This window comes from Natrinema zhouii (assembly GCF_013456555.2).
In the GTDB taxonomy this organism is placed as follows: Archaea; Halobacteriota; Halobacteria; order Halobacteriales; family Natrialbaceae; genus Natrinema; species Natrinema zhouii.
Genome location: NZ_CP059154.1, coordinates 2503140 through 2524542, shown reverse-complemented (window position 1 = coordinate 2524542; position 21403 = coordinate 2503140). Strand labels below are relative to the sequence as shown.

The following is a 21403-nucleotide window of genomic DNA, read 5'->3' as shown; positions in this document are numbered from 1 at the left end:
GTCAATTGATGGTTTTGTGTCGGTAGTTCTATTATGGATGGGGATCAGAAGTGAAACAGAGGGGTCTCCCTGTGGAAATATCTGAAAAGCTGCTGTGTCTGTTCAGTACGGACGTTTCGGAAGAGGAGGATCGATACGTCATCGAGGTGCCGCGCCAGGAGATCGAGACCGGCGACGTCGACCCCGGCGAGATCTACCGCGTCGCGCTCATCTCGCGCGAGGACGAGGCGAGCACCGGCGAGGGAACGGCGACCGCGACGGCCCAGAGCGCGCCGTCCGAGCCACAGCCACCGGTCGACGTCGGCGAAACGCGCTACGTCGAGATCGAAGATATCGGCAAACAGGGCGACGGGATCGCCCGCGTCGAACGCGGCTACGTCATCATTGTGCCCGGTGCCGACGTCGGCGAACGCGTCAAGATCGAAGTCACCGAGGTCAAGTCGAACTTCGCCGTCGGCGAAATTATCGAGGATACGTTCTAACAACGACCTTTTTTACCGGGGCATCGGCTGGCGTCTTCGACGCCAGCCTCAACCCCCGGCAAAAAATCTCGACCAAAAAAGGCCGAGCGCTCGCTCCGCTCGCGCTCGGAGAAACGGCGCGCTTCGCGCGCCGTACAGTGTATTCTACCGCCGTTCGACCCGCTATCCGTTTCTGTGTGGTTCGTTACTCGAGTCGCAACGATTTGGAAGGGGTTCCTAGAACGTGGATGATCGACCGATCTGTCGGGCTGTGTCTCACTCCTCGAGCGGCGTCCCATCGACCCGTTTCGCGCCTTCGGAGTCGTGAACGACGATCTCGCCGGGGTCACGATCGGCGGGCTCGTAGTTGTCTCGAACGGCGATGGCCTCCTCGAGTTCCCGAACGGCGCGTTCCTTGAGCGCTCGAGCGAGGTCTTCGGCGTCCGCTCGAGAGATGTCCCGGCCGAGTCCCTCGCATTCGTGGGCGCGGACCATCCCAGCTTCGTCGACCGCCTCGCCCATTGGCTGGCTGGTCCCCGCGAGCGCGACGCTGAACGGGTAGGTCTGACAGATGAGCGGGCGGTCGTCGTGAGCGGCGCAGGCACCCATGCCCGAATCGTCCTCTTCGTAGAACGTACAGTCGCCACAGCCGTCGGTCTGCAGCGCCCACTCGAAGGTCTCGCCCTCGAGAGCGCCGTCCTCCGTTTCCGAGAGGCCGTAGGGCATCGGCCGGGCGATATCGCGCCAGTCGTAGTCGCCGTCATAACTGTCGCCATCTCGCGGTTCCACCGCTCGATCGTCCGCGGCGCGTAGCGCCGCGCTCTCCTCGAGGTCGCGAACTTCGTCCGGAAACACCGTCGCGGTGTGGTCGTCCTCGGCGTCGGCCTTGCAGCAGGCCCCACAGCGGGTACACTCGAAGCCGATCGACTCGATCGCGTCCGCGAGGTCGTCGACCGCGAGCTGGCGGGCGTCGTCGAGTTCGGCCTCGAGTGATTGCACACCCGATGATCGGCGTCGACGCGGAAAAGTCAGTCGCCCTCGTCGTCGGTCGCGGCCGCGATCGCCCGCTCGCCGTCCCACTCCACCCTGCCCTCGACGGCGAGCTTCTCGAGGTGAGCGACGACCGTCGCTCGTGCGAGGTCGCGAACGCCCGAAAGGTCCTTCTCGTAGGCCGACTCGAGGATTTCCTCGAGGGATTGAGCACCCGACGTGACCGCCTCGAGCACCCGTCGCTCGCGCTCGGCCCGGTGAGAGAGCAGGCGCTCGAGGGTTTGCCGAGGGGCGTCAATTTCGGGGCCGTGACCGGGATAGAGCACCGGCGGGTCCATCGCCCAGAGGCGACGTAGCGTCGTCACGTACGCCCGCATGTCACCCTCCGGTGCCCCGACGACGACGCTGCCCTCGCGGACGGCGCAGTCGCCACAGATGATCGGTCCGTCGCGGCCGGCCTCGAGCGCGATGTGATCGGGGGCGTGTCCCGGCGCGTCGAGGATCCGGACCCGCTCGTCGCCGAGCGGGATCGTCGTCCCGGGCGTGAACGTGCGGTCGGAGTCACACCCCGTGGCGTCGCGAAACCGGTCGGTTCGGCCGTAGCGAGCCCAGACCGTCGCGTCGGTTTCGGCCGCGTACGTCTCGACGGCACCGACGTGATCGGGGTGGGTGTGAGTGACGAGGAGGTGTTCGATACTGTGGTCTTCGAGCAGGCGGTCGAGATCGTCGGTTCTCGCCGCCGGATCGACGAGTATCGCCGAATTGCGGTCGGAGTCGCGCCGTCCCTGTTCGTCGGCTGAAGATGATTCCGTCGTCGCTCCGACGAGGTAAGCGTTGGTCTCCCCGCCGGGAGCACGCGTCGCGACCGGAACGGAACGCTGAGAAACGTACATAGCTCGACAGTACGACCGAGCAAAAAAGGATGTATCGGCAGGTATCGATGGTCGGCTGGTCCCCCTCGTTCCCCCGAGCAGTGGAAACCAGATCGGTGGTCGGTCGGGACGGTCAGTTCTTGAGGAAGTAGACCTGCTTGCGCGCGTCGCGGAAGCTGTAGCGCGAGCCGACGAGGCCGACGTCCTCGAGTCGGTTGAGCGCGTAGCGAACGGTTCGGTCGGGGAGCAGCGATTCCTCAGCGAGTTGCCCCTGCGAGAGCGGCGAGTCAGTCTCCAGCACTTTCGCGACGAGCTTCGCGCTCGGCGGCAGGTCGCGGAGTCGGTCGCGGTATTCGTCCTCCGAAAGGGTTTCCTCGGCTGCGGCGGCGCGGTCTTCAGCCGTACTCGTGCTCATACCTACTGCAGCGGAACCGTCGATGGTAAAGCTTCCCTATATGTGGATACGAATACTGTAGTTTGTATAAGGGGTATGAATGGTGTATTAACACAATATTGTGATTTCCGCCGTTCGACGCCGATTTCCGCAGAGGGCGGGCGAACACAGGGGTCGGTTCGGCAGCGATTCGTCAGCGGACTCCAGTATCGTTTTATCCCATCGCGACAGTAGATTCGCTCAGTGTGAAAGGACAGGAGTGGTACCAAGCCGACGACATCGCCGAGGAGTACGACAATAAGCGGTTCTCCCAGGGTGGCCAGCTGATCGACCGACGGGAGAAAGCGGCCGTTCTCGAGGCCATCATGCCCGTCGAGAACCGGAAGGTCCTCGAGATCGCCTGTGGTACCGGGCGGTTTACGGTCATGTTGGCCCATCAGGGGGCCGACGTCGTCGGACTGGACATCTCGGCGGCGATGCTACAGCAGGGGCGACGGAAGGCCCGGAACGCGGATACCGCGGGCACGCTCGAGTTCCTCCGGGGCGACGCGGGACGGCTCCCCTTCCCGGACGATCACTTCGATACCGTCGTCGCGATGCGGTTTTTCCACCTCGCGGACGATCCGGAGGCGTTCCTCGCGGAGATGCGACGCGTCTCCCGCGACCAGATCGTCTTCGACACGTTCAACCGCTTTTCGTCGCGGAGCATCTACAACTGGGCGCTTCCGATGGGGTCGCGACTCTACTCGAAGAGCGAGGTCGCGGTCCTGCTCGCGAAGACGGATCTGACGCTCGTTGACGTCGAGGACGACTTCCTCCTCCCCTACGGACTGTACCGATCGATTCCCAACGGCCTCGCGTCGCCGCTGCGCGCGCTCGACAACGCCGTCGGAGAACTGCCGGTCACCGATCACTTCGCGTCAGTGTCGTACTGGAACGCGCGCGTCCGTTGATCGAACCGATCTGAATCCCATCTATTTACTATCAGGAGCCCCTACCGGATGCTATGGAGCTCTCGGTAGTCGTCTCGACGCTGAACGACCGGGAGCGATTGCTGTCGTGTCTCGACGCCCTCACGGAGCGAACGCCGTCGTCGACGGAGATCATCGTCGTTAACGGTCCGTCCTCGGACGGGACGACCGGCGTCGTCCGCGACCGCGACGACGTCGACGTTCTCGTCGAAATCTCCGAGCGGAACTCGAGCGTGTCCCGAAACGCCGGCCTCGAACTCGCGACGGGCGATGTCATCGCCTTCCTCGACGGCGAGTACGCGATCGATCACAGCTGGTATCCGGCCATCGACGAGGCGATGGCCGGGGAGACGGACGTCGTCACCGGCCCCGTGACGGACGGCCCCGTCAGCGGGGACCGCCAGTCGCCCCAGCAGGTCGCCGGTCGGTCGGTGACCCACTTCCACGGCGGCAACGTCGCCTTCGAACGGCCCGTCCTCGAGGCCCTGAACGGCTTCGACGAGTACCTCGAGGAGGCGAGCGAGCGCGACTGCGCACACCGCGTGGCCGGCCTCGAGTACGACGTGTCGTGGGACGCGGCGATGGCTGCCCGCTGTGGGGTCGGAACCGACGGCGGTGCGTCGAGCGACGAGAGTCGAACGATTCGAAGCGACGCTCGTGATGACGAGCGAGCGACGCCCTCTCGACCCGTGAGGCGGTCTTCGTCGGAACTCCGTTCCGATGGCGGCCAGGCCGATCCAGACTGGGGAGCGACCTACCGATCGCTGTCCTACCGGCTCGCAAAGAATTACGGACTCCGACCGAGCGTCCTCGCCCGGACCGCCGGGAGCGCACTGCAGGAGGGGTGCGCCGGCGTTCGCCGGCTGGCAGCCGGTGAGGCGACGCCGACGGGTTGGGTGTCCGACGGCACAACCGTCGTCACGAACATCACGCGCGGCCTGTGGGACGGCGTTCGGGCCCGATATGGAGACCGCTCGAGCAAGCGAAACCCCCACGGGATCGCCGAGCGCCACGACCGGGCGGTTCGCGTCTACGACTGGCGCTGACCGGCGACCGGAACAGAGTACGGTCGCTTCCTCCACGCGAAACGCCGGTTCCCTGTTTCGAATCGATCGAGGACAGTTCACCCCGATAGCCGAAGGTGTCGCCGGTCGCCGGTTTCGGACGAACTGGCTATCGGCCAATCCTGCCCGAACAGGGTCTCGAGAGAAGCAACGTCAACACGCGAGTCGTCTCCCGCGCAGCGGCGACCGACACCGGTTCGGCCCGCGTGTTGGCGCCGGTGGTTTCGACGGGCCGGTCCAGCAGGTCGGTCGACCGGACGGTCGCCCTGCAATTCCCGAACGCCGTCGGTTCCCGGCGAGACCGCTCGAGGCTCAAAGGATCGTTTGAACTTGGGATGGCTTTATTTCCGTGTCCGACGGTCGATCAGCTATGGATCGACGACAGTTCCTCGCGGCCTCGAGTATCGGGCTGACGGCAGTGATGGCGGGTTGTACGGGAAGCCCGCTCAGTAGCGACGATTCCGGCTCGGAACCGAACGACGAACCCGCTTCCGACTCGAACGCGAGCGCGGCGGACGGCGAGATTACGGTCAGCGCCAGCGGGGAGGTCGAGGCGGAGCCGGATCAGGCGGTCGTCAGCGTCGGCGTCGAGGCGTCCGGCGAGAGCGCAGACGCCGTTACCGAGGCGCTCTCGAGCGGTGCCGACGGGCTTCGCGCGGCGTTCGACGACCTCGGTATCCCCGAGGAGAACGTCGAAGAAGGGCAGTACCGCGTCTACCCGGCACGCGGACGGAACGCCGACGGGTTCGAGGGGAGACACTCGTTCCGGGTGACCGTCACCGAGGTCGACCGCGTCGGCGAGGTCATCGACGCGGCGGTCGAGGCCGGTGCGGACGACGTGGGGCACGTGAGCTTTACGGTGACGGAGGAGACGCGGTCCGAACTGCGGAAGGACGCGATCGACGCAGCGCTTTCGAACGCCGACGACGAGGCGTCCCACATCGCCGACAACCGCGAGGTCGAACTCGAGGGGACGACGGCCGTCACGACCGGCGACGTGCAGGTGCATTCGGTTCGCCGCGAAACCGCGGCCACTGACGACGCGGCCAGCGGCGGGGCACCGCCGACGGAAATCGACGCGGAACCGGTCAGCGTCAGCGCCAGCGTGACGGTCACGTACGCGTTCGCGACGTGACCGGCGAGATACGACACCGATTCCGGGCGGCGCTATCGTGTCACTGCGGCGATTTTTGGCTTGCCTAAAACCGAACGCTTTTTACAATTGTTAGGCGTCCCTAAACCACATGGATTCAACGCGGCAGTTCGACCGAAGCCGACGGGGGTTCGTTGCAGCGGGGATCGCAGCCGGGAGCGCAGCGCTGGCCGGCTGTCTCGGCGGGGACGGTGACTCGGAGAACGGAAGCGACTCGTACACGGTGTCGATGGCACCGATGGGCGAGATCGAGTTCGATGCCGTTCCCGAGGACGCGCTAGTCACCTTCGCGCACTACGCCGACATGGCGGTCGCGCTCGGCCACGGCGACGCCGTGAACTCGTTGCAAGCCCCGGAGATGTCGGGATCGACGATGAACAAGTTCTACGAGCGACTCGAGGGCGTCTCCTTCGACTGGGAGGGCCTGGAAAACCCGCTCGAGGACGGCGTAACGGAGGAGGAACTCTACGACTACGATAGCGACGTTCACTTCCTCGATCCGTCGTACGTGCTGACGACCCAGGACGATTGGGACGAATCGACCGTCGACGGGATCGCCGACACAGTCGGCCCGTGGGTCGGCAGCTATCACAGCGGCGTTCACAGCGACCCGGCTCCGGCGTACGCCGACAGCTACGAGTACTACACCCTCTGGGAGCTCTTCGAGAAAGTCGCGGCCGTCTTTCAGGAACGAGAGCGCTACGAGGCACTCGAGAACGTCTACGAGGAAACGATGTCGGAAATCGAGTCGAACCTGCCATCCGAGAGCGAGCGGCCGACGGTCGCACGCGCCACGCTGGGTGACGGCGTCTTCTACACGTACAACCTCAACACACCAGGCTTCTGGCAAGCAGAAACGCGGCCGCTCGGTGCCCACGATGCGCTCGCCGACGTGGAGTGGTCGGGCGACTGGGGGACGGTGAACTACGAGACGATGCTCGATGCGGATCCGGACGTCATCCTCCACCTCTGGGGAATCACGCCGGATTACGCCATCGAGGACATCCGCGAGCGGATGGAATCTCACTCTGCCGGCAGCGAGTTGGCGGCGGTGCAAAACGACCGGGTCCTCGCCAGCGGCATGCGCTACCAGGGCCCGATCATGAACCTCTTCCAGCTCGAGATGACCGCCAAGCAGCTCTACCCCGACCAGTTCGGCGAGTGGCCCGGCTACGAATCAGGCGACCCGTATCCGGAGATTCCGGCAGACGAACAGTTGTTCGATCGCGACCGAGTCGCGAGCATCATCACTACCGGAAGCGACGACGGGGACTGAGGAGTACGATAACAGGGATTCGGACAATAGGCCGGAAGGAAGAGGGCTGTTCCGCGGGCGTTTTTCCTACTTGAGCGGTCCGAATTGTCGGACAACCGGTGACCGCTCGCCGCTCGAACACCGCCGGACGGATCGCGTTCACAGACCGCGTGCGGTCGCTCGAAATCGCACGGTTGAGAGAACAACCGATACAGTTTTTAGGTTGGCCTAAAACACAGATATCGATGCGAGATACCGAAACGACACGCAGAGAATTCGTGGGGACAGGGGCAGCCCTCGGGGGCGCACTCTTCGCGGGATGTATTGGCGGCGACGGAACCAGCGACTCGAGCGGTGAGACGTACATGGTCGCGATGGAACCGATGGGCGAGGTCGAGTTCAGCGGGCCGCCCGAGCGGTGGACCGCGCTACTGCCGAGCTACGCGGACATGGGGTTCGCACTCGGCGGCGGCGAGACGCTCGGGATTCAGGGCCACGACCGCCACGCGACGGAGGCCTACGACGAACTGCCGGGGATCGAGTACGACGCCGACGGAATCCGAGAGCTGAACGACAACGGCGTCGACAAAGAGGTGTTCTACGAGATGGAGGCCGAGGTCCACTTCATGGAGCCGAACCAGTTGCTCAACTGGTACGGCTGGAGCGAGGGGGACGTCGAGGATATCGAAACGGCCGCCGGCCCCTTCTTCGGCAACTTCATCCGCCGACGCAGCGACGAGTGGCACGACTACCGGTACTACGACCTCTACGAGGCCTTCGAGCTGATGGCCGACGTCTTTCAGGAACGCGAGCGCTACGAGGCGTTCGTCGAACTCCACGAAGCGATGCTCGAGACGATCGACGAGCGACTCCCGCCGGCCGAGGAACGACCGGCCGCGATGCTCGTCGGCGCGTCGGACGTGCCGCCGTCGGAGTTTCATCCCTACCGATTCGACGACGGTGGGGTCAGTACCAAGCAGTGGCGCGATCTCGGCCTGACCGACGCGCTCGCGGCGAGCGACGTGGGCCACTACACCGGCGACGGTGGAACGGTCGACCTCGAGACGATCCTCGAGGTCGATCCCGACGTGTTGTTGGTTCGCGGCCAGGAGGGCGTCTCCGAGTCGGCGTTCCGGGAGTCAATTATCGAGCCGCTCCAGGAGGATCCGGCCGCAAGCAAGGTGACGGCCGTACAGGAGGAAGCCGTGTACAACGGCGGCTACCTCGATCAGGGACCGATCATCAACTTCTATCAGACCGAACGCGCCGCGACGGACATCTACCCCGACGCGTTCGCGGACGCGACGCTGTTCGACCGCGAGCGCGTCGCAGAGATCGTTTCTGGGGAGTTCTAAGGCGACGCAGGAACCCTTCTCGAGCGGGTGACGCAACGCTATCGATCGGATCGTCGATCGAACGGACAGCAAAAACAGACGAAAACCGTCTGCAGTCGACACCCGACGGTTCGGCAGTTAGTCGTCGGCCGGCACCGCTTGCGCGTCCGCTCGCTCGGAAGCCATGGCGAGCACGTCGTCGAAGAAGTCGAGAGTATCTTCGGGACCGGGGTTCGCTTCGGGGTGGTACTGACGGGTGAGCACGTCGTACTCGACGCCGTCGATCCCTTCGGGCGTGTCGTCGTTGACGTTGATCTGGGTGACCTCGAGGTGGTCGCCGGGGTCGGCGACGGTGTAGCCGTGATTCTGCGTGGTCATGACGACCTGGCCGGACTCGAGGTCGAGAACGGGCTGGTTGACGCCGCGGTGGCCGAAGGTCATCTTCTCGGTGGTGCCGCCGAGCGCCTCGGCGACGATCTGCTGGCCGAGACAGATGCCGGCGACGGGCGTGTCCTCGACGAACGCCTCGACGAGGGTGATGGCTTGCCCGAAGTTGACCGGGTCGCCAGGACCGTTCGAGATGAAGAGGATGTCGGGCTTGACGGCCTCGACATCGGCTGCGGCCGCGTCGTAGGGAAACACGTGGACGGTCGCGTCGCGCTCGAGCAGCGAGTCGACGATCGAACCCTTCGCGCCGCAGTCGATCAGGGCGACGGTCTCGCCGTCGTTGTCCGCGCCGTGGACGACCGGTTCGTCGACGCTGACCTGTGCGCCGATGTCGGTGTGGTCGCTCATGGCTTTGCACTGCTCGAGTTGCTCGAGCGCGTCTTCCTCGGTGACGTCCTCGCCGACGGCGATGCCGCACTTCATCGCACCGCCGTCGCGGATGTCGGTGACGACCTCTCGCGTGTCGAGGTGGTCGACAGCCGGGACGCCCTCGCCTGCGAGCCAGTCGGCGACGTCCTTGGTGAGTTCCTTCGCGAGCACGGCGCGCGGGTGGATTCGATCGGACTCGAAGCGCTCCTCTCGGACGCCGTAGTTGCCGATCAGGGGATACGAGAACGTGAGAATCTGCTCCTCGTAGGAGGGATCGGTCAGACTCTCCTCGTAGCCCGAATACGCTGTTGTGAAAACGAGTTCACCGCGAGCCGTTCCCGGAGCACGACCACGTCCCTCGATCACGTGGCCGCCTTCCAGTGCGACGTAGGCTTCCGTCATTACGATCTACGTATCGGATGGACCATCATAAGTGTTGTCTTCGAAGCTCAGTTACGATTTTCGTAATCGGTAAGTGCGAGTCACACGTAGGTCCGCATCTCCATGGACGACCTGGACCGACAGATCCTCGATATCCTCCGGCGAGACGCCCGGACGCCGTACACCGAGATCGCCGACGAGGTCGAGACGAGCGAGGGGACCGTCCGCAACCGCGTCGAGCGGATGATGGACGACGACGTCATCGAACGCTTCACGATCTCGACTCGGACCGGGAACGTCCAGGCGATGCTCGAGATCAGCGTCGCGGTCGACGTCGACACCAAGGGCGTCTCCGAGCGGATGGCCGAGTGGGACGAGGTCGACTTCGTCTGGATGGTCTCGGGCGAACAGGACGTCGTCCTCGTGGTCGACGCCGCGGACACGCGCGGGGTCAACGATCTGATTACGAAGGCCCGCGATCAGGAGGAGGTCGTGAGCACGAAGACGCGCTTGATTCTGGACGAAGAACTCGGGTAGGACGGGTCGCAACACACTCCACGACTGGCCCGAAACGGTCCGGTCGACGTCTCGCTGTCCCACTCAGCCGACGAACCGGCATGCGGTTCATCGATTCGCTGAGACGGAAGCGAGCGACTAGTCGGATTGCGTTTCCTCACCCGGCGGCGTCCCGACGCCCGGCGTCGGCCGCTCGATCGCGTCGATCACCTGTTTTCGGTTGTGGATCGCCCGATACCCCTTGCGCAGTAGCCGGTCGAACCCGGACCGGGAAACGCGCGCGCTGACGTTTCCGTCACGGATCGCGTCGACGATCGACTCGGGCGTGAGCCGGTCGGCCTCGACGACCGTGTACGCTCGACCCACCTCGAAGGGATAGTGCGCGTCGCTGCCGCCGACCAGCGGGAGCTCCCGGTCGCCCGCCAACTGCTCGACCAGCGGCCGCGAGCGCGGGTGTTTGCCGTTCACTTCGATCGCGTCGAAGGGGATATCCTCGAGTTCCCGCACCGTACTGTTTCGGAAGGGGTGGGCGACGATCGCGGCGCAGTCCCGATCGTGAGCCAGCGCGACCGCCTCTTCGGGGGAGAGCGCGCCGGGTTTCGTCGCTGCCGGCGGGTCGGGGCCGACGACGAGGACGTGCCCGCGGTCGGTCGTGATCTCGATCCCCGGCAGCATCTCGACGTCCGGAGCGGGGTCGAACGCCGTGTAGTAATCGTGGTTCGTCGTCGCGATGCCGTCGAGGCCGCGTCGCTCGGCCGCTTCGGCGAGTAGTCGGACACCCAGCGGATCGTACCGATCACCGAGCGATCGTCTGCCGTGGAAGAATCGCGTATGTGCGTGGAGATCGACTGCGTACATAGGAGAGCAAACGCCGGGCAGACCCTTTTGCGTGCGGCCGGCATGCACTGCAGTATGTCATCTGACGAGGCGAGCGACCGCGTTCTCGTCCTCAATCCCGTGAGCGGGTCGGGGGAGCACGTCGACGACGTCGTCGAACTCGCGGGCGGCCACGGTTTCGAGATTCGGAAGACCGAGGAAGCAGGCGACGCGACGCGGTTCGCTCGTGACGCCGCACCCGACGCCAACCTCATCGCCGCGGCCGGTGGCGATGGTACGCTCAACGCCGTCGTCAACGGCATTGCAGCGGCAAATGCGCTCGAGACGACGACCGTCGCCGTCGTCCCCGCGGGGACGGGAAACAACTTCGCGGCGAACATCGACATTCGAGGGCTCGAGCACGCGTTTACGGTGATCGAAGACGGTCGCCGGCGGACGATCGATATCGCGACGGCGAACGACCGGGTTTTCGTCAACTCCTGTGTCGGCGGGATCACCGCCGAGGCGAGCAGCGAGACGACGACGGAGAGCAAGGCGGAGTTAGGCGTGCTCGCGTACGTGAAGAACACGTTCGAGACGGTCGGCGAGTTCGACTCGCTCCCGCTGCGGGTGGAGACGGCCGCGGGTCCGAACGGCGAGACGGCACAGGCCTGGGAGGGCGAGGCCCTGTTCGTCCTCATCGGGAACTGCCGGCGATTCACCGGCGCGCGAACGGCACAGGCGAACGTCGAGGACGGCCTGCTCGAGGTCACGATCGTCGAAGACGCCGCGACCACGAACCTGGTCAGCGGCGCGGCCCTCGAGGGGCTGTTCGGCCGGGACAGCACCCACATCGTCCGCCGGCGAACGCCGTCGCTCGCGATCGAGAGCCGCGAGGACTCCGTCGAATACAGTCTCGACGGCGAGATGCTCAAAACTGAAACGCTACACCTCGAGACGAAGTCGGAAACGCTCACGATTCCCGTCGGCGACGGCTATCAGCCGGATCCGGACGAGGGGGAGCTGTGGCCGCTCGAGACGTCCGCGGGCCAGTAACCTCCCGACGGTATCGATTCGAAACCGCCGAGACGAGACGATACTGGTTTCAAGAGTCACCGTAATTGTGATGGTATGAGCACGCCGGAGGAGGACCTGCAACACGAAAACGCAGGACAGGACGTGATCGCCGTCGACGCCGACGACACCGAACTCGAGTTGGTCAACCGACTCGACGCCCACACAGGCGATGGCATTCGCCACCGGGCGTTCACCTCGCTCGTTTTCGACGGCAAGGGGAACGTGTTGCTCGCCCAGCGAGCACCGGGCAAACGCCTGTGGGGGACCTACTGGGACGGGACCGTCGCCTCCCACCCCGTCGAAGGCCAGAGCCAAGAGGAAGCGACCCGCCAGCGACTCGAGGAAGAGCTGGGGATCACGCCCGACCAGTACGACGACTTGCGACTGACCGATCGCTTCGAGTACAAGCGCTACTTCGAGAACGCGGGCGTCGAGCACGAGGTCTGTGCCGTCCTGCAGGTGACGCTGTCCGACCGCAGTCTCGACCCCGACGAGGAGGAGGTCGCCGGCCTGCTGTGGGTTCCCTACGAGCGACTCCACTCGAATCCGGAGTGGTACCGTCAGCTTCGCCTCTGCCCGTGGTTCGAGATCGCCATGCGCCGGGACATCCGGTAAGGACCGCTGCCGGGATCGATTCGACCTGTTAGTTTGTACCGGGGATGACAGATCACAGACGCTCCGGCAGGTCATCCAGTCCGAAAACCGATTCCGCTTCGTCAACGGCTGGACGACACGTGCCGATCGAGCGAAGGGACAGCCGACCGGGTCCGGCTCGAGGACCCTGTGATACAGGTCCGTATTGCGACTGAACACTGTCAAGAAACAGTACACGAGCGGGAGGTTTATGAGGGAGTGCCCATACATGCAGGATAGACTGCGATGGTCACTGGTACGTTCAGACGTCTTCTTCGAGGGAGTGTTATCACCTCGTCCGCGTCGGCAGGGGAGCCGACGGCCGCGCAACCGACGGCTGACTCCGAGCCGGCGCTCGAGGCGGCCGACGCTGCCAGCGAACCGCTCGATATCTGTCTACTGAGTTATCGGTCGAACCCGTATTCCGGGGGGCAGGGAGTGTACGTGAAGTACCTCAGCCGGGCGCTGACCGATCTCGGCCACTCGGTCGACGTGCTCTCCGGCAAGCCGTATCCGGACCTCGACGACGACGTTCGGCTGGTGAAGTTGCCCGGCGAGAACATCGTCGACGAACTCGACCGACTCGGCCAGTTCAACTCCTCGTACCTCCGCGATCCGCTCGCGTTGTACGAGTGGCTGAGCGCGCTCACCGGGGGCTTTCCGGATCCCTACGTCTTCGGCCGGCAGGTCGTCGATTACTTCGAGGAACACCAGCCCGCATACGACATCGTCCACGACAACCAGTCGCTCTGTCACGGACTTCACACGCTCCGCGACCGGGGCCACCCCGTCGTGGCGACCGTCCACCACCCGATCACCGTCGATCGCGAGGCCGCACTCGAGGCGGCGGACGACTGGACCGAGCGGCTGTTGATCCGCCGGTGGTATCGCTTCCTCCGGATGCAACGCGAGGTCGTCCGGGAGCTTCCCCACGTCCTGACCGTCTCCGAATCGGCCAAGCACCGCACCGTCACCGACTTCGGTGCCGATCCGGAGTCGATTCGCGTCGTCCACAACGGCATCGACACCGAGCTGTTCGAACCCGTCGATCGCGCTCCCGCTTCCGATCCCGATCGCCCGCGCGTGATGACGACCGTTAGCGCCGACGTTCCCCTGAAGGGGGCCCGGCACTTGCTCGAGGCCTTCGCCGACGTTCGCGAGTCGGTCGACGCCGAACTCGTCGTCGTCGGCGAGTTCGACGAGGGCGGCGACTGCGACCAGCTCGTTTCGGAACTGGGCATCGCGGACGCAATCGAAACGCACAGCGAAATCAGCTACGAGCGAATGGTCGAACTCTACGGGAGTGCAGACGTCGCCGTGGTCCCCTCGATCTACGAGGGGTTCGGCCTCCCCGCGGGCGAGGCGCTGGCCTGTGGCGTCCCGGTCGTCGCGACCACGGGCGGCGGGCTCCCCGAAGTGGTCGGCGACGCCGGCGTCCTCGTCGAACCGGGCGATTCCGACTCGCTGGCCGCGGCCGTCCGCGACCTGCTGGCGGACGACGAGCGCCGCCGCACGCTCGGCGAGCGGGGGCGAGCGCGCATCGTCGAGGAGTTCGACTGGGAGCGGGCCGCCCGCGAGACCGTCCGAACGTACCGCAGCGCGATCGAAACACGAGAACAGGAGTCCTGAAATGGAGACGATCGATTTCGACCGCATGACGCTGACCCCGGGTATGCGCGTCCTCGACGTCGGCTGCGGCGAGGGCCGACACGTCCACGCCGCCGCCCTCGAGAACGTCGCCGAAGTCGTGGGTCTCGACCTCGAGACGGCGAGTCTGGCGGCTGCACAAGAGGATTACGAGGAGTACATCGCCGAGCTATCCGACGTGCCGGTCACCTTTCTCTCGGGGGACGCGCTCCGACTACCCTTCGAGGACGGCGCGTTCGACGTCGTCTACTGTACCGAAGTCCTGGAACACATCCCCGACTACGAGTCCGCTATCGACGAGCTCCGACGGGTCTGTGCGCCGGGGGGCACCCTCGCGGTGAGTGTCCCTCGAGCGGGTCCCGAGCGCGTCTGCTGGGCCCTCTCGGACGACTACCACAACGTCGAGGGCGGCCACGTCCGCATCTTCGACCGCGAGGAGTTGCAGGCGGTCATCGAGCAACGCGGCTTCCATCGGGTCGACGGGCACTTCGCCCACGCCCTGCACGCGCCCTACTGGTGGCTGAAGTGTCTCTGGCGGGAGCGCGACGAGCGGGGCGAACCGCCGCTTCCGCTGCGGGCCTACGATCGCTTCCTCGAGTGGGACGTGCTCGAATCGCCGCGGCCGGTTCGGCTGCTCGAGCGGGCGCTCGATCCCGTGCTCGGCAAGAGCGTCGTCTACTACTTCGAGCTGGAGGGGCAGGCGTGAGCAACGTCTCGTCGGGGAAGTCGCTGGCCGACTGGGGGCTCGAGCCCGCGGTCGACTACATCGAGCGCGTCCAGCGATCGGACGGGCTCATTCTCTGGTATCCCGACGGGCCGGCCGACCCGTGGGATCACGTCGAGAGCGCGATGGGGCTGTCGGTCGCCGGCCGCCGCGATGGGGCTCGCCGCGCGTATCGGTGGATCGCCGACGCCCAACACGACGACGGCGCGCTCTGGGCCACCTACGGCGAGGCCGACGGCGACGACAACGACGGGGCCCACGCCGGCGACGAGCCGCGCAAGGAGACCCACCGCAGCGCCTACGTCGCCGTCGGCGTCTGGCACCACTACCTCTGTACCGGCGATCGAGCGTTCCTCGAGGAACTCTGGCCGACCGTCCGGGACGCCCTCGCGTTCGCCTGCGACCAGCAGGCCCCGACCGGCGAGATCTACTGGACCGTCGGCGCGGACGGCGAGGTCTACGAGGACGCGCTGCTCTCCGGCTGCGCCTCGATCTACAAGAGCCTGGCCTGCGGCGCGGCGATCGCCGGCGAACTGGATCACGAGGAGCGGCGCGACCGGTGGCTCGAGGCCCGTACCAGCCTCGGCGAGGCGATCCGCTCGCGGCCCGATCGGTTCGACCGCACGTGGGAGAGCAAGTCCCGCTACGCGATGGACTGGTTCTACCCCGTCCTCTGTGGCGCGGTGACCGGCGAGACGGCCGGACAGCGACTCGAGGACGGGATGGATCGGTTCCTCGAGGAGGGGCTGGGCTGTCGCTGCGTCTCCGACGAGCCCTGGGTGACCGTCGCCGAGTCCTGCGAACTCGTGATCTCGCTGGCCGCGGTGGGTCGTCACGAGCGCGCTCGGGAGGTCCTCGAGTGGCTCTTTCAGTGGACCGACGACGACGGCGTCTTCTGGACGGGCTACCAGTTCGAGGACGAGGCGTTCTGGCCGGGCGAGCGGCCGACGTGGACCTGCGGGGCGGCGGTATTGGCTGCGGATGCGTTGTCGGGGCTGTCGGGGGCTGCGGATCTGTTCACCGATCCACTGGTTGAATGACTTGATCGGGGCGGAGCGTTCAGGTTCGCCAGAAAGGATACGAATAGAGGTTAGAAAACAGAGCCCGGTCAGATTTACGTTGTGCCCCTAAGGGGGCAGGGCAATTGCGCGGCGCGCAGAGCGCGCGCCGCGCTAGTGAAAATTGGGCAGGCCGATACCGGACGTTACAGAAATGCTACCCCACTAGTAGGCTGGGGCAGGACCTCGATAACTCCGCTTGTCAGATATGCTTACGAGGTTTTATCCCTTATCGAGTCCGCTTAGGAGATAGAGAATTAGAGTTAGTCAAGGACAGACTACGGAAATTTTTGGTGCTCGAGTATATTGAGAAGAATATAATAAATGGATGACGACAATCGTTCACCTAAATACGCGCAGATCCCAACAACTCACCTTCCATCATGGCGAAAGCCATACAAACTTTTTACATATATTGTCTCTGCTATTTTATTCAATTATCTTACCTATCGAGAAGTTGCATCTCGATCATCACCTACTGAAGGAGCGGAGGGCAGAAGTATAATGGGGAGATTCCAATACTGGTTTTATTTCCGTTCAAAAGCTTACATAGCTATCGTACTTGTTCTAATAGTGTTGCTACAAGCCTACGAGGCCTTCTTTTATCATAAAACAGTGAAACTACAATTATATGGATTAGTCTTTGATATGGTTGGAGCTATTGTGGTTGCTCGAGGATTATTCAGAGGATACGGAGGATACCTAACAGACGCAAATATTTCTCCTCCAGAAATAAGGAATACAAATATGCACGGTATCAAAAGACCTACTGATCGGGAAATAAACTCTCTTGATTCTGAGATTAGAGCATCTATCGATGCACTCCTTGGTGGACTTCTTTTAGTAGTTGGTTTTTCAATCCAGATCTTCTCAATTCTTTAACTCGAATGTGACTCCGGAAAGCCAACCTTCGATATAACTATCTGGGGTTACACGCTGACAGAGCCCGATTCATGAATATGCACACGAACCGTGACTTGTCGTGTGCATCTCGAAAGTCGCTCTATCGGTTAACCCGTCTCTCTTTTCTGAATAGCTTACACGGTTACAGTTGCGATCCAAGATCGGCATTCAGTAAAGTCGAAAAAATAGGATTGCCAGCGTTGTGTGCACGAGTATGTTAAGTAGCAGGTAGTCACCCGCGACGTTTTCTTGTTATGATGGTTCGAGGTCTTCGCTCTCCAGTTCACCCTCGAGATATGCCTGACCTTGATCACTAATCCGGTAGAGACCACGATCCTTGTCGTAGTACTCCACGAGCCCACCGTCCTGCAACGCCCGCAGTCTGCGTCTGACATGTGAGATCTTGTAATCGATGTTGGCCTCGACGGTGGACGGATTTGCGACGAGGGGACGGTTCCCCTCGTTGAGAAGGAACTCGAGGATCGCGTCGTCGGCCCGCGTCATCCAGTCCACCCGTGGCCGTCGCATTCGACCGTGAACACACGAAACACCGTGTTAGAACGCTCGATTCGATAGTATTTGTGCGCTATTCAGCTCTTTCTAGTGCTGTATTTGATGCACTAGTTCTAAGTACTGTCTACTCCTTGACCGAACTACAGAAGCCAGACGGACCCACAACTACGCGAATCGGTCCTCGAGAGAAACGCGGACTCGGTGACCTAACCACCGGCCCGCGTGGCTTCCGTAACCCGCAGAAAGCCATGCCAGACCACGATTCGCGGGGCCTTGAAAGCCCCGCTCGAGCAGACGCATCACCTCCTGACTACCCGCCGAAAGACGGCCGACGCGAGTGGATCGAACTCACCGCCTTCCAGCGCGACTGTCTCGAGGCCGTCGCCCGCCGCGAGCGCGACGGCAAGGCCTGTTACCCCTCGGGGATCACGTGGACCCTCGAGCGCCGGTATCCCACGGTCAGCCGCGCCCGGCTCGAGCCGAACCTGCGCGCGCTCGTCGGGCGCGAACTCCTCGCCAAACGCGACGGCCCGGACGAGCGGGTGACCGCCTACGGCCTCACGGGTGCCGGGCGCGCGCTCCTCATCCAGCGCGCCGAACGCCTCGCCGTGCTCTGTGACCTCCGAGGCGACAGTGACCGGAACGGGTGACAAGGGCTCGAGACGTGATGACTTCACTCGAGCAGCGCCGAGAGATCGATACCGAGACCGAACGATCGCTCGAGTCACCAGCGGACTTTTGCAAAGTGGACCGTAACGGGAGACCATGAGCTTCACTGCCGACGACTTCGCCGAATTCATGGCCGGCGACCTGGAGGACGAGGAAACGGTTCCGCTGGGTGATGCACTCAACGAGCTGGCCGTCGACATCGAGGTTGACGCCGTCGACGAGGTCCGTGACAGCCGCGGACAAAGATGACGATCTTTCTCGAGACGAATTATAGTTGCCGCGGGTACCAAAGACACTGATCGGTCCGAAACTGCCGTTCAGGCACTCAACGGGACCTCAGCATCGTATCGACAGTGAGTTCCGACGCGCTCAATCAGGACCGCTCGAGGGAGGCGCCCGTCCGATCCCCGTATCGCAGACCACGCACGCGTCTAATCCGTTTTCCTCGGTAAACCGATCGAACAGCCTCGAGAGCCGCACATCGTGACTCGCCAGTACTCCACCGGGCTCGAGGTGCTCCAGTGCCGTCTCGTACTCGAATCGCATGTGGGGCAGCCGGTGGTCCGAATCGTGGAGAAACAGGTCGAGGGGACCAACGCGCTCGAGCAGCCCCGGCAAAACGTCCCGGGCATCACCCCGGTGGAGTTCCCACCGGTCGCGACACCGATCCGGGATCAGGTGGCCGTACTCGAACGGTCCCGGCGGCCCGCCGGGCAGGTCGACCGCGTGCAGCGTCCCGCCGCTGTTCTCGCACATCGCCGCCAGAACGTGCGCGTCGAACGAGCCGAACAGCACACCCGTCTCCACGACGGTCTCGACCTCGAGCGCGCGACAGACGACGTAGAGAGTCACCCCGTCGCGCCAGTGGGTCGTGTCGGTGGCGACGCCGGCCTCGTGGATCTCGGCGACGCGGTCGGCGTAGCTGTCGTGGAACCACTCGAGGTCGTCGTACTCGCGCTCGTACTCCCGCAGTTCGGCCGCCGAGGCGGGGAGAACCGTCGCCAACCTCTCGGCCCGCTCGCGGGTTTCCCGGCCGTAGTCGAGTCGGCGGCGCTCGAGTCCCAGTCGGGCCTTCCGAACGGCGTAGATCGCGTCTCTGAACGTGCTCGAGACCATTACCGGTAGCCCAGCGCCTCGAGGCGCGATTCGATCTCCGCACCGTCTCCGCCGTCCGCATCGTCCGCACCCTCGCGAATTCCCTCGGGAAGTGCGGGATCGGAGGTCCCCCGATCCTGTCCCTCGCGGACGACCCAGGGAACGCGCCGCAGTGCGGGGACCGGCGTTCCGGGCGGATGTGACCAGACGCCGAACTCGCCGAGCGCGTTGCCGTGGTCGCTGGTCATCGCGACCGTCCCGTCGCAGTTCTCGGTCAGCCGCGTCAGATCGTCGAGGGCCCACTCGAGGTTGTCCCGGTAGGCCGCCCAGACCGCGTCGAACGAGAAGTCACCGTCGCGCAGGCGCATCCAGGGATCGTTCATCGAGTCCGTCTCGTCGTCCTCGGCCTCAGCCTCGGCTTCGGCCAGCGCCTCGAGCGCCTCGCGTTCGGCCGGCTCAAGGTCGGCGAGGTCGACGTCTTCGTCGTCACCGCCGCTGGCGAACTGCCCCCAGTGTTCGATGTCGGCCGAGCCAAAGAACCACTCCGGCTGCGACCGGAAGGGGGCGTGCGGTTGCATGTAGTGGACCAGGACGCGATCGACGCCCAGCTCCTCCCGGTTGCGCCAGATCGCGATCGCGGCGTCGGTCAGCGGCTTAGGCGGAATCGTCGAGATGTCGTCGTCGACCCACTCGTCGCGCCAGGCCTCGTGGAGAACGGCGAAGTCGTCGGCCTCGAGCGGCAGGACGTCGTCGGAGGTGACGGAGATGTGCTCGCAGGACTGCGACGAAAAGGGGTTGCCGGTCACGTAGGCGGTTCGGGCCATCTCCTCGCGGTACTGCGGCGCGAAGGTGTGGTCCATCCACTCCGCCGACTGGGAGCCGACCGACCACAGCGAGTCCACCGCGTCGGGCGCCGGAAGCGCGTCGTGGCCGGCCGCGGCCGCCTCGCGCATGAGATCGAGACGGCAGCCGTCGAGCACGCAGCAGACGTCCCACTCGCGCTCCCAGATGGGGGTCGCGGGGACCAGTCGCGAGACCGCGTGTCCGATGCGACCGGTCGCGATTCGCTCGGAAACCGTCGCGAAATCCATCACCTCTGCACCTACCTGTGATCTGGAGGCGGTTCTGTTAGTAGCTTTTGATCGGAAAACGGACTGTTCAGCCGAATCGAACGGAACCGCGGCTGCGCCACGTCTATGACATTCGGTAACAAGGCTTATTACATCCCTGTTCGTAGCGTTGCTTGAGGACCGACGAAACAGGTCCCGTCAGACGATATGACCTCCTCACCACCGGAAACCGAGACGTACGAAGTCACGCTCTCCAGAGACGAGCAGTGGGTCGCCCACCACGTCCTCTCGAGGCGCCTCGACGAGGCCCTCGAGATCGACGAGATGCCACCCGAGTGGACCCTCGAGCTACTCGCAACGCTCGAGGCCGACGGCGACACGGAACGGCTGACCGGCCCACAGGCCGATCGGCTCTATGACGAACTGGCGACGTACGTCGACCGCGAGGAGACGCCCGAACGGGACGTGAGCGACGGCTCGACCGTCCTGGATCGACTCGAGGTCGTCCGCGAAGCAGAAGCGTAAGCCGTCGTCTTTTCGGCAGTTGCGCGTTCGTCGTCGAACAGCCGCAGCCGTACTCAGGGTCGTGTCGTCGCCCAGACGGCCGTTATCGCGAGCAAAATAGCGGGTGCCAGCGGCACGATCAACAGCGCGAAGCGGTAGCCGTCCGCCCCGGGCGGGACGAGGTAGATCAGCGTCGGGGCGGCGAGAAACGCGAAGACGATGACGCCGACGAGGATCCAGCCGCGCCAGTCGAACTCGCGGTCGGCCGTCGCGGGGTGAGCCGGGTCGGGTCGCTGGCCGCTATCGGCCGACTCGTCGGCGCTCCGTCCGCCGTCCGCGTCGGCGTCGAGCGCCCCTGGATCGTGGACGTAGCCGCCATCGTCGCTCGAGTTCACTACCGATCCGTTTCGGACGCGCAGTGAAAGCCCTCACGGTTCCGTACCCGGGCGAAATCGAACGTCATCAGCAGCAGTCGAACAGCAGTGAC

25 protein-coding genes are annotated in these 21403 nt (G+C 64.4%); 16 read left to right on the top strand and 9 right to left on the bottom strand.

The genetic code is table 11. From position 1 onward, the window contains the following. Positions 1-71: 71 nt before the first annotated feature. The gene (locus tag HYG81_RS31155; RefSeq protein ID WP_180840046.1) at positions 72-482 is read left to right on the top strand and encodes a TRAM domain-containing protein; all 411 of its coding nucleotides are present in this window, start codon (positions 72-74) and stop codon (positions 480-482) included. A 255-nt stretch (positions 483-737) separates the two neighbouring features. Here HYG81_RS31155 and HYG81_RS31150 read toward each other — a convergent pair whose 3' ends face one another. The 3 genes from HYG81_RS31150 to HYG81_RS31140 form a co-directional block, all read right to left on the bottom strand. Then, positions 738-1460 carry a YkgJ family cysteine cluster protein gene (locus tag HYG81_RS31150; protein ID WP_180840044.1) on the bottom strand — a complete coding sequence of 241 codons (723 nt, stop codon included), beginning with the start codon at positions 1458-1460 and terminating at the stop codon, positions 738-740. Positions 1461-1489: 29 nt separating this feature from the next. After that, complete coding sequence (locus HYG81_RS31145) at positions 1490-2344, bottom strand: MBL fold metallo-hydrolase (protein ID WP_180840042.1); 855 nt, start codon at positions 2342-2344, stop codon at positions 1490-1492. A gap of 112 nt (positions 2345-2456) precedes the next feature. Then, entirely contained in the window at positions 2457-2738 is a 282-nt protein-coding gene (locus tag HYG81_RS31140; RefSeq protein WP_180840041.1) for a MarR family transcriptional regulator, read from the bottom strand. Between the two features lie 224 nt (positions 2739-2962). Here HYG81_RS31140 and HYG81_RS31135 point away from each other — a divergent pair, with 224 nt between their 5' ends. The 5 genes from HYG81_RS31135 to HYG81_RS31115 all read left to right on the top strand — a co-directional run bounded on the left by HYG81_RS31135 (position 2963) and on the right by HYG81_RS31115 (position 8515). Next, the gene (locus HYG81_RS31135; protein WP_180840039.1) at positions 2963-3670 is read left to right on the top strand and encodes a class I SAM-dependent methyltransferase; all 708 of its coding nucleotides are present in this window, start codon (positions 2963-2965) and stop codon (positions 3668-3670) included. 53 nt (positions 3671-3723) lie between these two features. After that, entirely contained in the window at positions 3724-4734 is a 1011-nt protein-coding gene (locus HYG81_RS31130; RefSeq protein ID WP_180840037.1) for a glycosyltransferase family 2 protein, read from the top strand. Positions 4735-5122: 388 nt separating this feature from the next. Beyond that, positions 5123-5887: an SIMPL domain-containing protein gene (locus tag HYG81_RS31125; protein ID WP_180840035.1), complete on the top strand. Its 765-nt coding sequence runs from the start codon at positions 5123-5125 to the stop codon at positions 5885-5887. 109 nt (positions 5888-5996) lie between these two features. After that, positions 5997-7181: an ABC transporter substrate-binding protein gene (locus HYG81_RS31120; protein ID WP_180840033.1), complete on the top strand. Its 1185-nt coding sequence runs from the start codon at positions 5997-5999 to the stop codon at positions 7179-7181. A gap of 362 nt (positions 7182-7543) precedes the next feature. Then, positions 7544-8515, top strand: coding sequence for an ABC transporter substrate-binding protein (locus HYG81_RS31115; RefSeq protein WP_180843021.1), 972 nt, complete (start codon positions 7544-7546; stop codon positions 8513-8515). 117 nt (positions 8516-8632) lie between these two features. On the opposite strand, the gene carA is transcribed toward HYG81_RS31115, so the two are convergent. Further along, positions 8633-9712 carry a glutamine-hydrolyzing carbamoyl-phosphate synthase small subunit gene (carA, locus tag HYG81_RS31110; protein ID WP_180840031.1) on the bottom strand — a complete coding sequence of 360 codons (1080 nt, stop codon included), beginning with the start codon at positions 9710-9712 and terminating at the stop codon, positions 8633-8635. Positions 9713-9814: 102 nt separating this feature from the next. Between carA and HYG81_RS31105 the strand changes: the two genes are divergently transcribed. Then, the gene (locus HYG81_RS31105) at positions 9815-10228 is read left to right on the top strand and encodes an Lrp/AsnC family transcriptional regulator (protein ID WP_180840030.1); all 414 of its coding nucleotides are present in this window, start codon (positions 9815-9817) and stop codon (positions 10226-10228) included. Between the two features lie 117 nt (positions 10229-10345). Here the strand turns inward: HYG81_RS31105 and HYG81_RS31100 are convergent, their stop codons facing one another. Beyond that, positions 10346-11065, bottom strand: a complete 720-nt coding sequence (locus tag HYG81_RS31100) for a PHP domain-containing protein (protein WP_180840028.1) — start codon at positions 11063-11065, stop codon at positions 10346-10348. A 54-nt stretch (positions 11066-11119) separates the two neighbouring features. Between HYG81_RS31100 and HYG81_RS31095 the strand changes: the two genes are divergently transcribed. The 6 genes from HYG81_RS31095 to HYG81_RS31070 all read left to right on the top strand — a co-directional run bounded on the left by HYG81_RS31095 (position 11120) and on the right by HYG81_RS31070 (position 17044). After that, positions 11120-12079 carry a diacylglycerol/lipid kinase family protein gene (locus tag HYG81_RS31095; RefSeq protein WP_425607515.1) on the top strand — a complete coding sequence of 320 codons (960 nt, stop codon included), beginning with the start codon at positions 11120-11122 and terminating at the stop codon, positions 12077-12079. A 75-nt stretch (positions 12080-12154) separates the two neighbouring features. Beyond that, positions 12155-12715 carry an NUDIX hydrolase gene (locus tag HYG81_RS31090; RefSeq protein ID WP_180840024.1) on the top strand — a complete coding sequence of 187 codons (561 nt, stop codon included), beginning with the start codon at positions 12155-12157 and terminating at the stop codon, positions 12713-12715. Between the two features lie 264 nt (positions 12716-12979). Further along, positions 12980-14362, top strand: coding sequence for a glycosyltransferase family 4 protein (locus HYG81_RS31085; protein ID WP_180840022.1), 1383 nt, complete (start codon positions 12980-12982; stop codon positions 14360-14362). A 1-nt stretch (position 14363) separates the two neighbouring features. Beyond that, positions 14364-15086 carry a class I SAM-dependent methyltransferase gene (locus HYG81_RS31080; RefSeq protein ID WP_180840020.1) on the top strand — a complete coding sequence of 241 codons (723 nt, stop codon included), beginning with the start codon at positions 14364-14366 and terminating at the stop codon, positions 15084-15086. Continuing rightward, positions 15083-16144, top strand: a complete 1062-nt coding sequence (locus tag HYG81_RS31075) for a glucosidase family protein (protein ID WP_180840018.1) — start codon at positions 15083-15085, stop codon at positions 16142-16144. Before HYG81_RS31080 ends, HYG81_RS31075 begins: the two co-directional genes overlap by 4 nt. 342 nt (positions 16145-16486) lie before the next feature. After that, on the top strand, positions 16487-17044 hold the full coding sequence (locus HYG81_RS31070; protein ID WP_180840016.1) for a hypothetical protein: 558 nt from the start codon (positions 16487-16489) through the stop codon (positions 17042-17044). A 273-nt stretch (positions 17045-17317) separates the two neighbouring features. On the opposite strand, the gene HYG81_RS31065 is transcribed toward HYG81_RS31070, so the two are convergent. Continuing rightward, positions 17318-17593 carry an ArsR family transcriptional regulator gene (locus HYG81_RS31065; RefSeq protein ID WP_345779637.1) on the bottom strand — a complete coding sequence of 92 codons (276 nt, stop codon included), beginning with the start codon at positions 17591-17593 and terminating at the stop codon, positions 17318-17320. Between the two features lie 233 nt (positions 17594-17826). On the opposite strand from HYG81_RS31065, the gene HYG81_RS31060 reads away from it, so the two are divergent. Next, positions 17827-18228: a PadR family transcriptional regulator gene (locus HYG81_RS31060; RefSeq protein ID WP_180840013.1), complete on the top strand. Its 402-nt coding sequence runs from the start codon at positions 17827-17829 to the stop codon at positions 18226-18228. Positions 18229-18343: 115 nt separating this feature from the next. After that, positions 18344-18496, top strand: coding sequence for a hypothetical protein (locus HYG81_RS31055; RefSeq protein ID WP_180840011.1), 153 nt, complete (start codon positions 18344-18346; stop codon positions 18494-18496). A 120-nt stretch (positions 18497-18616) separates the two neighbouring features. Here HYG81_RS31055 and HYG81_RS31050 read toward each other — a convergent pair whose 3' ends face one another. Continuing rightward, positions 18617-19363 (bottom strand): class I SAM-dependent methyltransferase, encoded by a 747-nt coding sequence (locus tag HYG81_RS31050; protein WP_180840010.1) that lies wholly within the window; start codon positions 19361-19363, stop codon positions 18617-18619. Then, the gene (locus tag HYG81_RS31045; protein WP_180840008.1) at positions 19363-20433 is read right to left on the bottom strand and encodes a hypothetical protein; all 1071 of its coding nucleotides are present in this window, start codon (positions 20431-20433) and stop codon (positions 19363-19365) included. Before HYG81_RS31045 ends, HYG81_RS31050 begins: the two co-directional genes overlap by 1 nt. Positions 20434-20619: 186 nt before the next feature. On the opposite strand from HYG81_RS31045, the gene HYG81_RS31040 reads away from it, so the two are divergent. Next, positions 20620-20937, top strand: a complete 318-nt coding sequence (locus tag HYG81_RS31040; RefSeq protein ID WP_180840006.1) for a DUF7853 family protein — start codon at positions 20620-20622, stop codon at positions 20935-20937. A 53-nt stretch (positions 20938-20990) separates the two neighbouring features. Here the strand turns inward: HYG81_RS31040 and HYG81_RS31035 are convergent, their stop codons facing one another. Beyond that, complete coding sequence (locus HYG81_RS31035) at positions 20991-21311, bottom strand: DUF7977 family protein (protein WP_180840005.1); 321 nt, start codon at positions 21309-21311, stop codon at positions 20991-20993. Between the last annotated feature and the right edge of the window lie 92 nt (positions 21312-21403).

Bases quoted from the DNA above. Each gene is read 5' to 3' on its own strand.
- HYG81_RS31145 (WP_180840042.1), bottom strand. From the start codon at position 2,344: ATGTACGTTTCTCAGCGTTCCGTTCCGGTCGCGACGCGTGCTCCCGGC.
- HYG81_RS31140 (WP_180840041.1), bottom strand. From the start codon at position 2,738: ATGAGCACGAGTACGGCTGAAGACCGCGCCGCCGCAGCCGAGGAAACC.
- HYG81_RS31130 (WP_180840037.1), top strand. From the start codon at position 3,724: ATGGAGCTCTCGGTAGTCGTCTCGACGCTGAACGACCGGGAGCGATTG.
- HYG81_RS31125 (WP_180840035.1), top strand. From the start codon at position 5,123: ATGGATCGACGACAGTTCCTCGCGGCCTCGAGTATCGGGCTGACGGCA.
- HYG81_RS31120 (WP_180840033.1), top strand. From the start codon at position 5,997: ATGGATTCAACGCGGCAGTTCGACCGAAGCCGACGGGGGTTCGTTGCA.
- HYG81_RS31115 (WP_180843021.1), top strand. From the start codon at position 7,544: ATGGGCGAGGTCGAGTTCAGCGGGCCGCCCGAGCGGTGGACCGCGCTA.
- carA (WP_180840031.1), bottom strand. From the start codon at position 9,712: ATGACGGAAGCCTACGTCGCACTGGAAGGCGGCCACGTGATCGAGGGA.
- HYG81_RS31105 (WP_180840030.1), top strand. From the start codon at position 9,815: ATGGACGACCTGGACCGACAGATCCTCGATATCCTCCGGCGAGACGCC.
- HYG81_RS31100 (WP_180840028.1), bottom strand. From the start codon at position 11,065: ATGTACGCAGTCGATCTCCACGCACATACGCGATTCTTCCACGGCAGA.
- HYG81_RS31095 (WP_425607515.1), top strand. From the start codon at position 11,120: ATGTCATCTGACGAGGCGAGCGACCGCGTTCTCGTCCTCAATCCCGTG.
- HYG81_RS31090 (WP_180840024.1), top strand. From the start codon at position 12,155: ATGAGCACGCCGGAGGAGGACCTGCAACACGAAAACGCAGGACAGGAC.
- HYG81_RS31085 (WP_180840022.1), top strand. From the start codon at position 12,980: ATGGTCACTGGTACGTTCAGACGTCTTCTTCGAGGGAGTGTTATCACC.
- HYG81_RS31080 (WP_180840020.1), top strand. From the start codon at position 14,364: ATGGAGACGATCGATTTCGACCGCATGACGCTGACCCCGGGTATGCGC.
- HYG81_RS31070 (WP_180840016.1), top strand. From the start codon at position 16,487: ATGGATGACGACAATCGTTCACCTAAATACGCGCAGATCCCAACAACT.
- HYG81_RS31065 (WP_345779637.1), bottom strand. From the start codon at position 17,593: ATGCGACGGCCACGGGTGGACTGGATGACGCGGGCCGACGACGCGATC.
- HYG81_RS31060 (WP_180840013.1), top strand. From the start codon at position 17,827: ATGCCAGACCACGATTCGCGGGGCCTTGAAAGCCCCGCTCGAGCAGAC.
- HYG81_RS31055 (WP_180840011.1), top strand. From the start codon at position 18,344: ATGAGCTTCACTGCCGACGACTTCGCCGAATTCATGGCCGGCGACCTG.
- HYG81_RS31050 (WP_180840010.1), bottom strand. From the start codon at position 19,363: ATGGTCTCGAGCACGTTCAGAGACGCGATCTACGCCGTTCGGAAGGCC.
- HYG81_RS31045 (WP_180840008.1), bottom strand. From the start codon at position 20,433: ATGGATTTCGCGACGGTTTCCGAGCGAATCGCGACCGGTCGCATCGGA.
- HYG81_RS31040 (WP_180840006.1), top strand. From the start codon at position 20,620: ATGACCTCCTCACCACCGGAAACCGAGACGTACGAAGTCACGCTCTCC.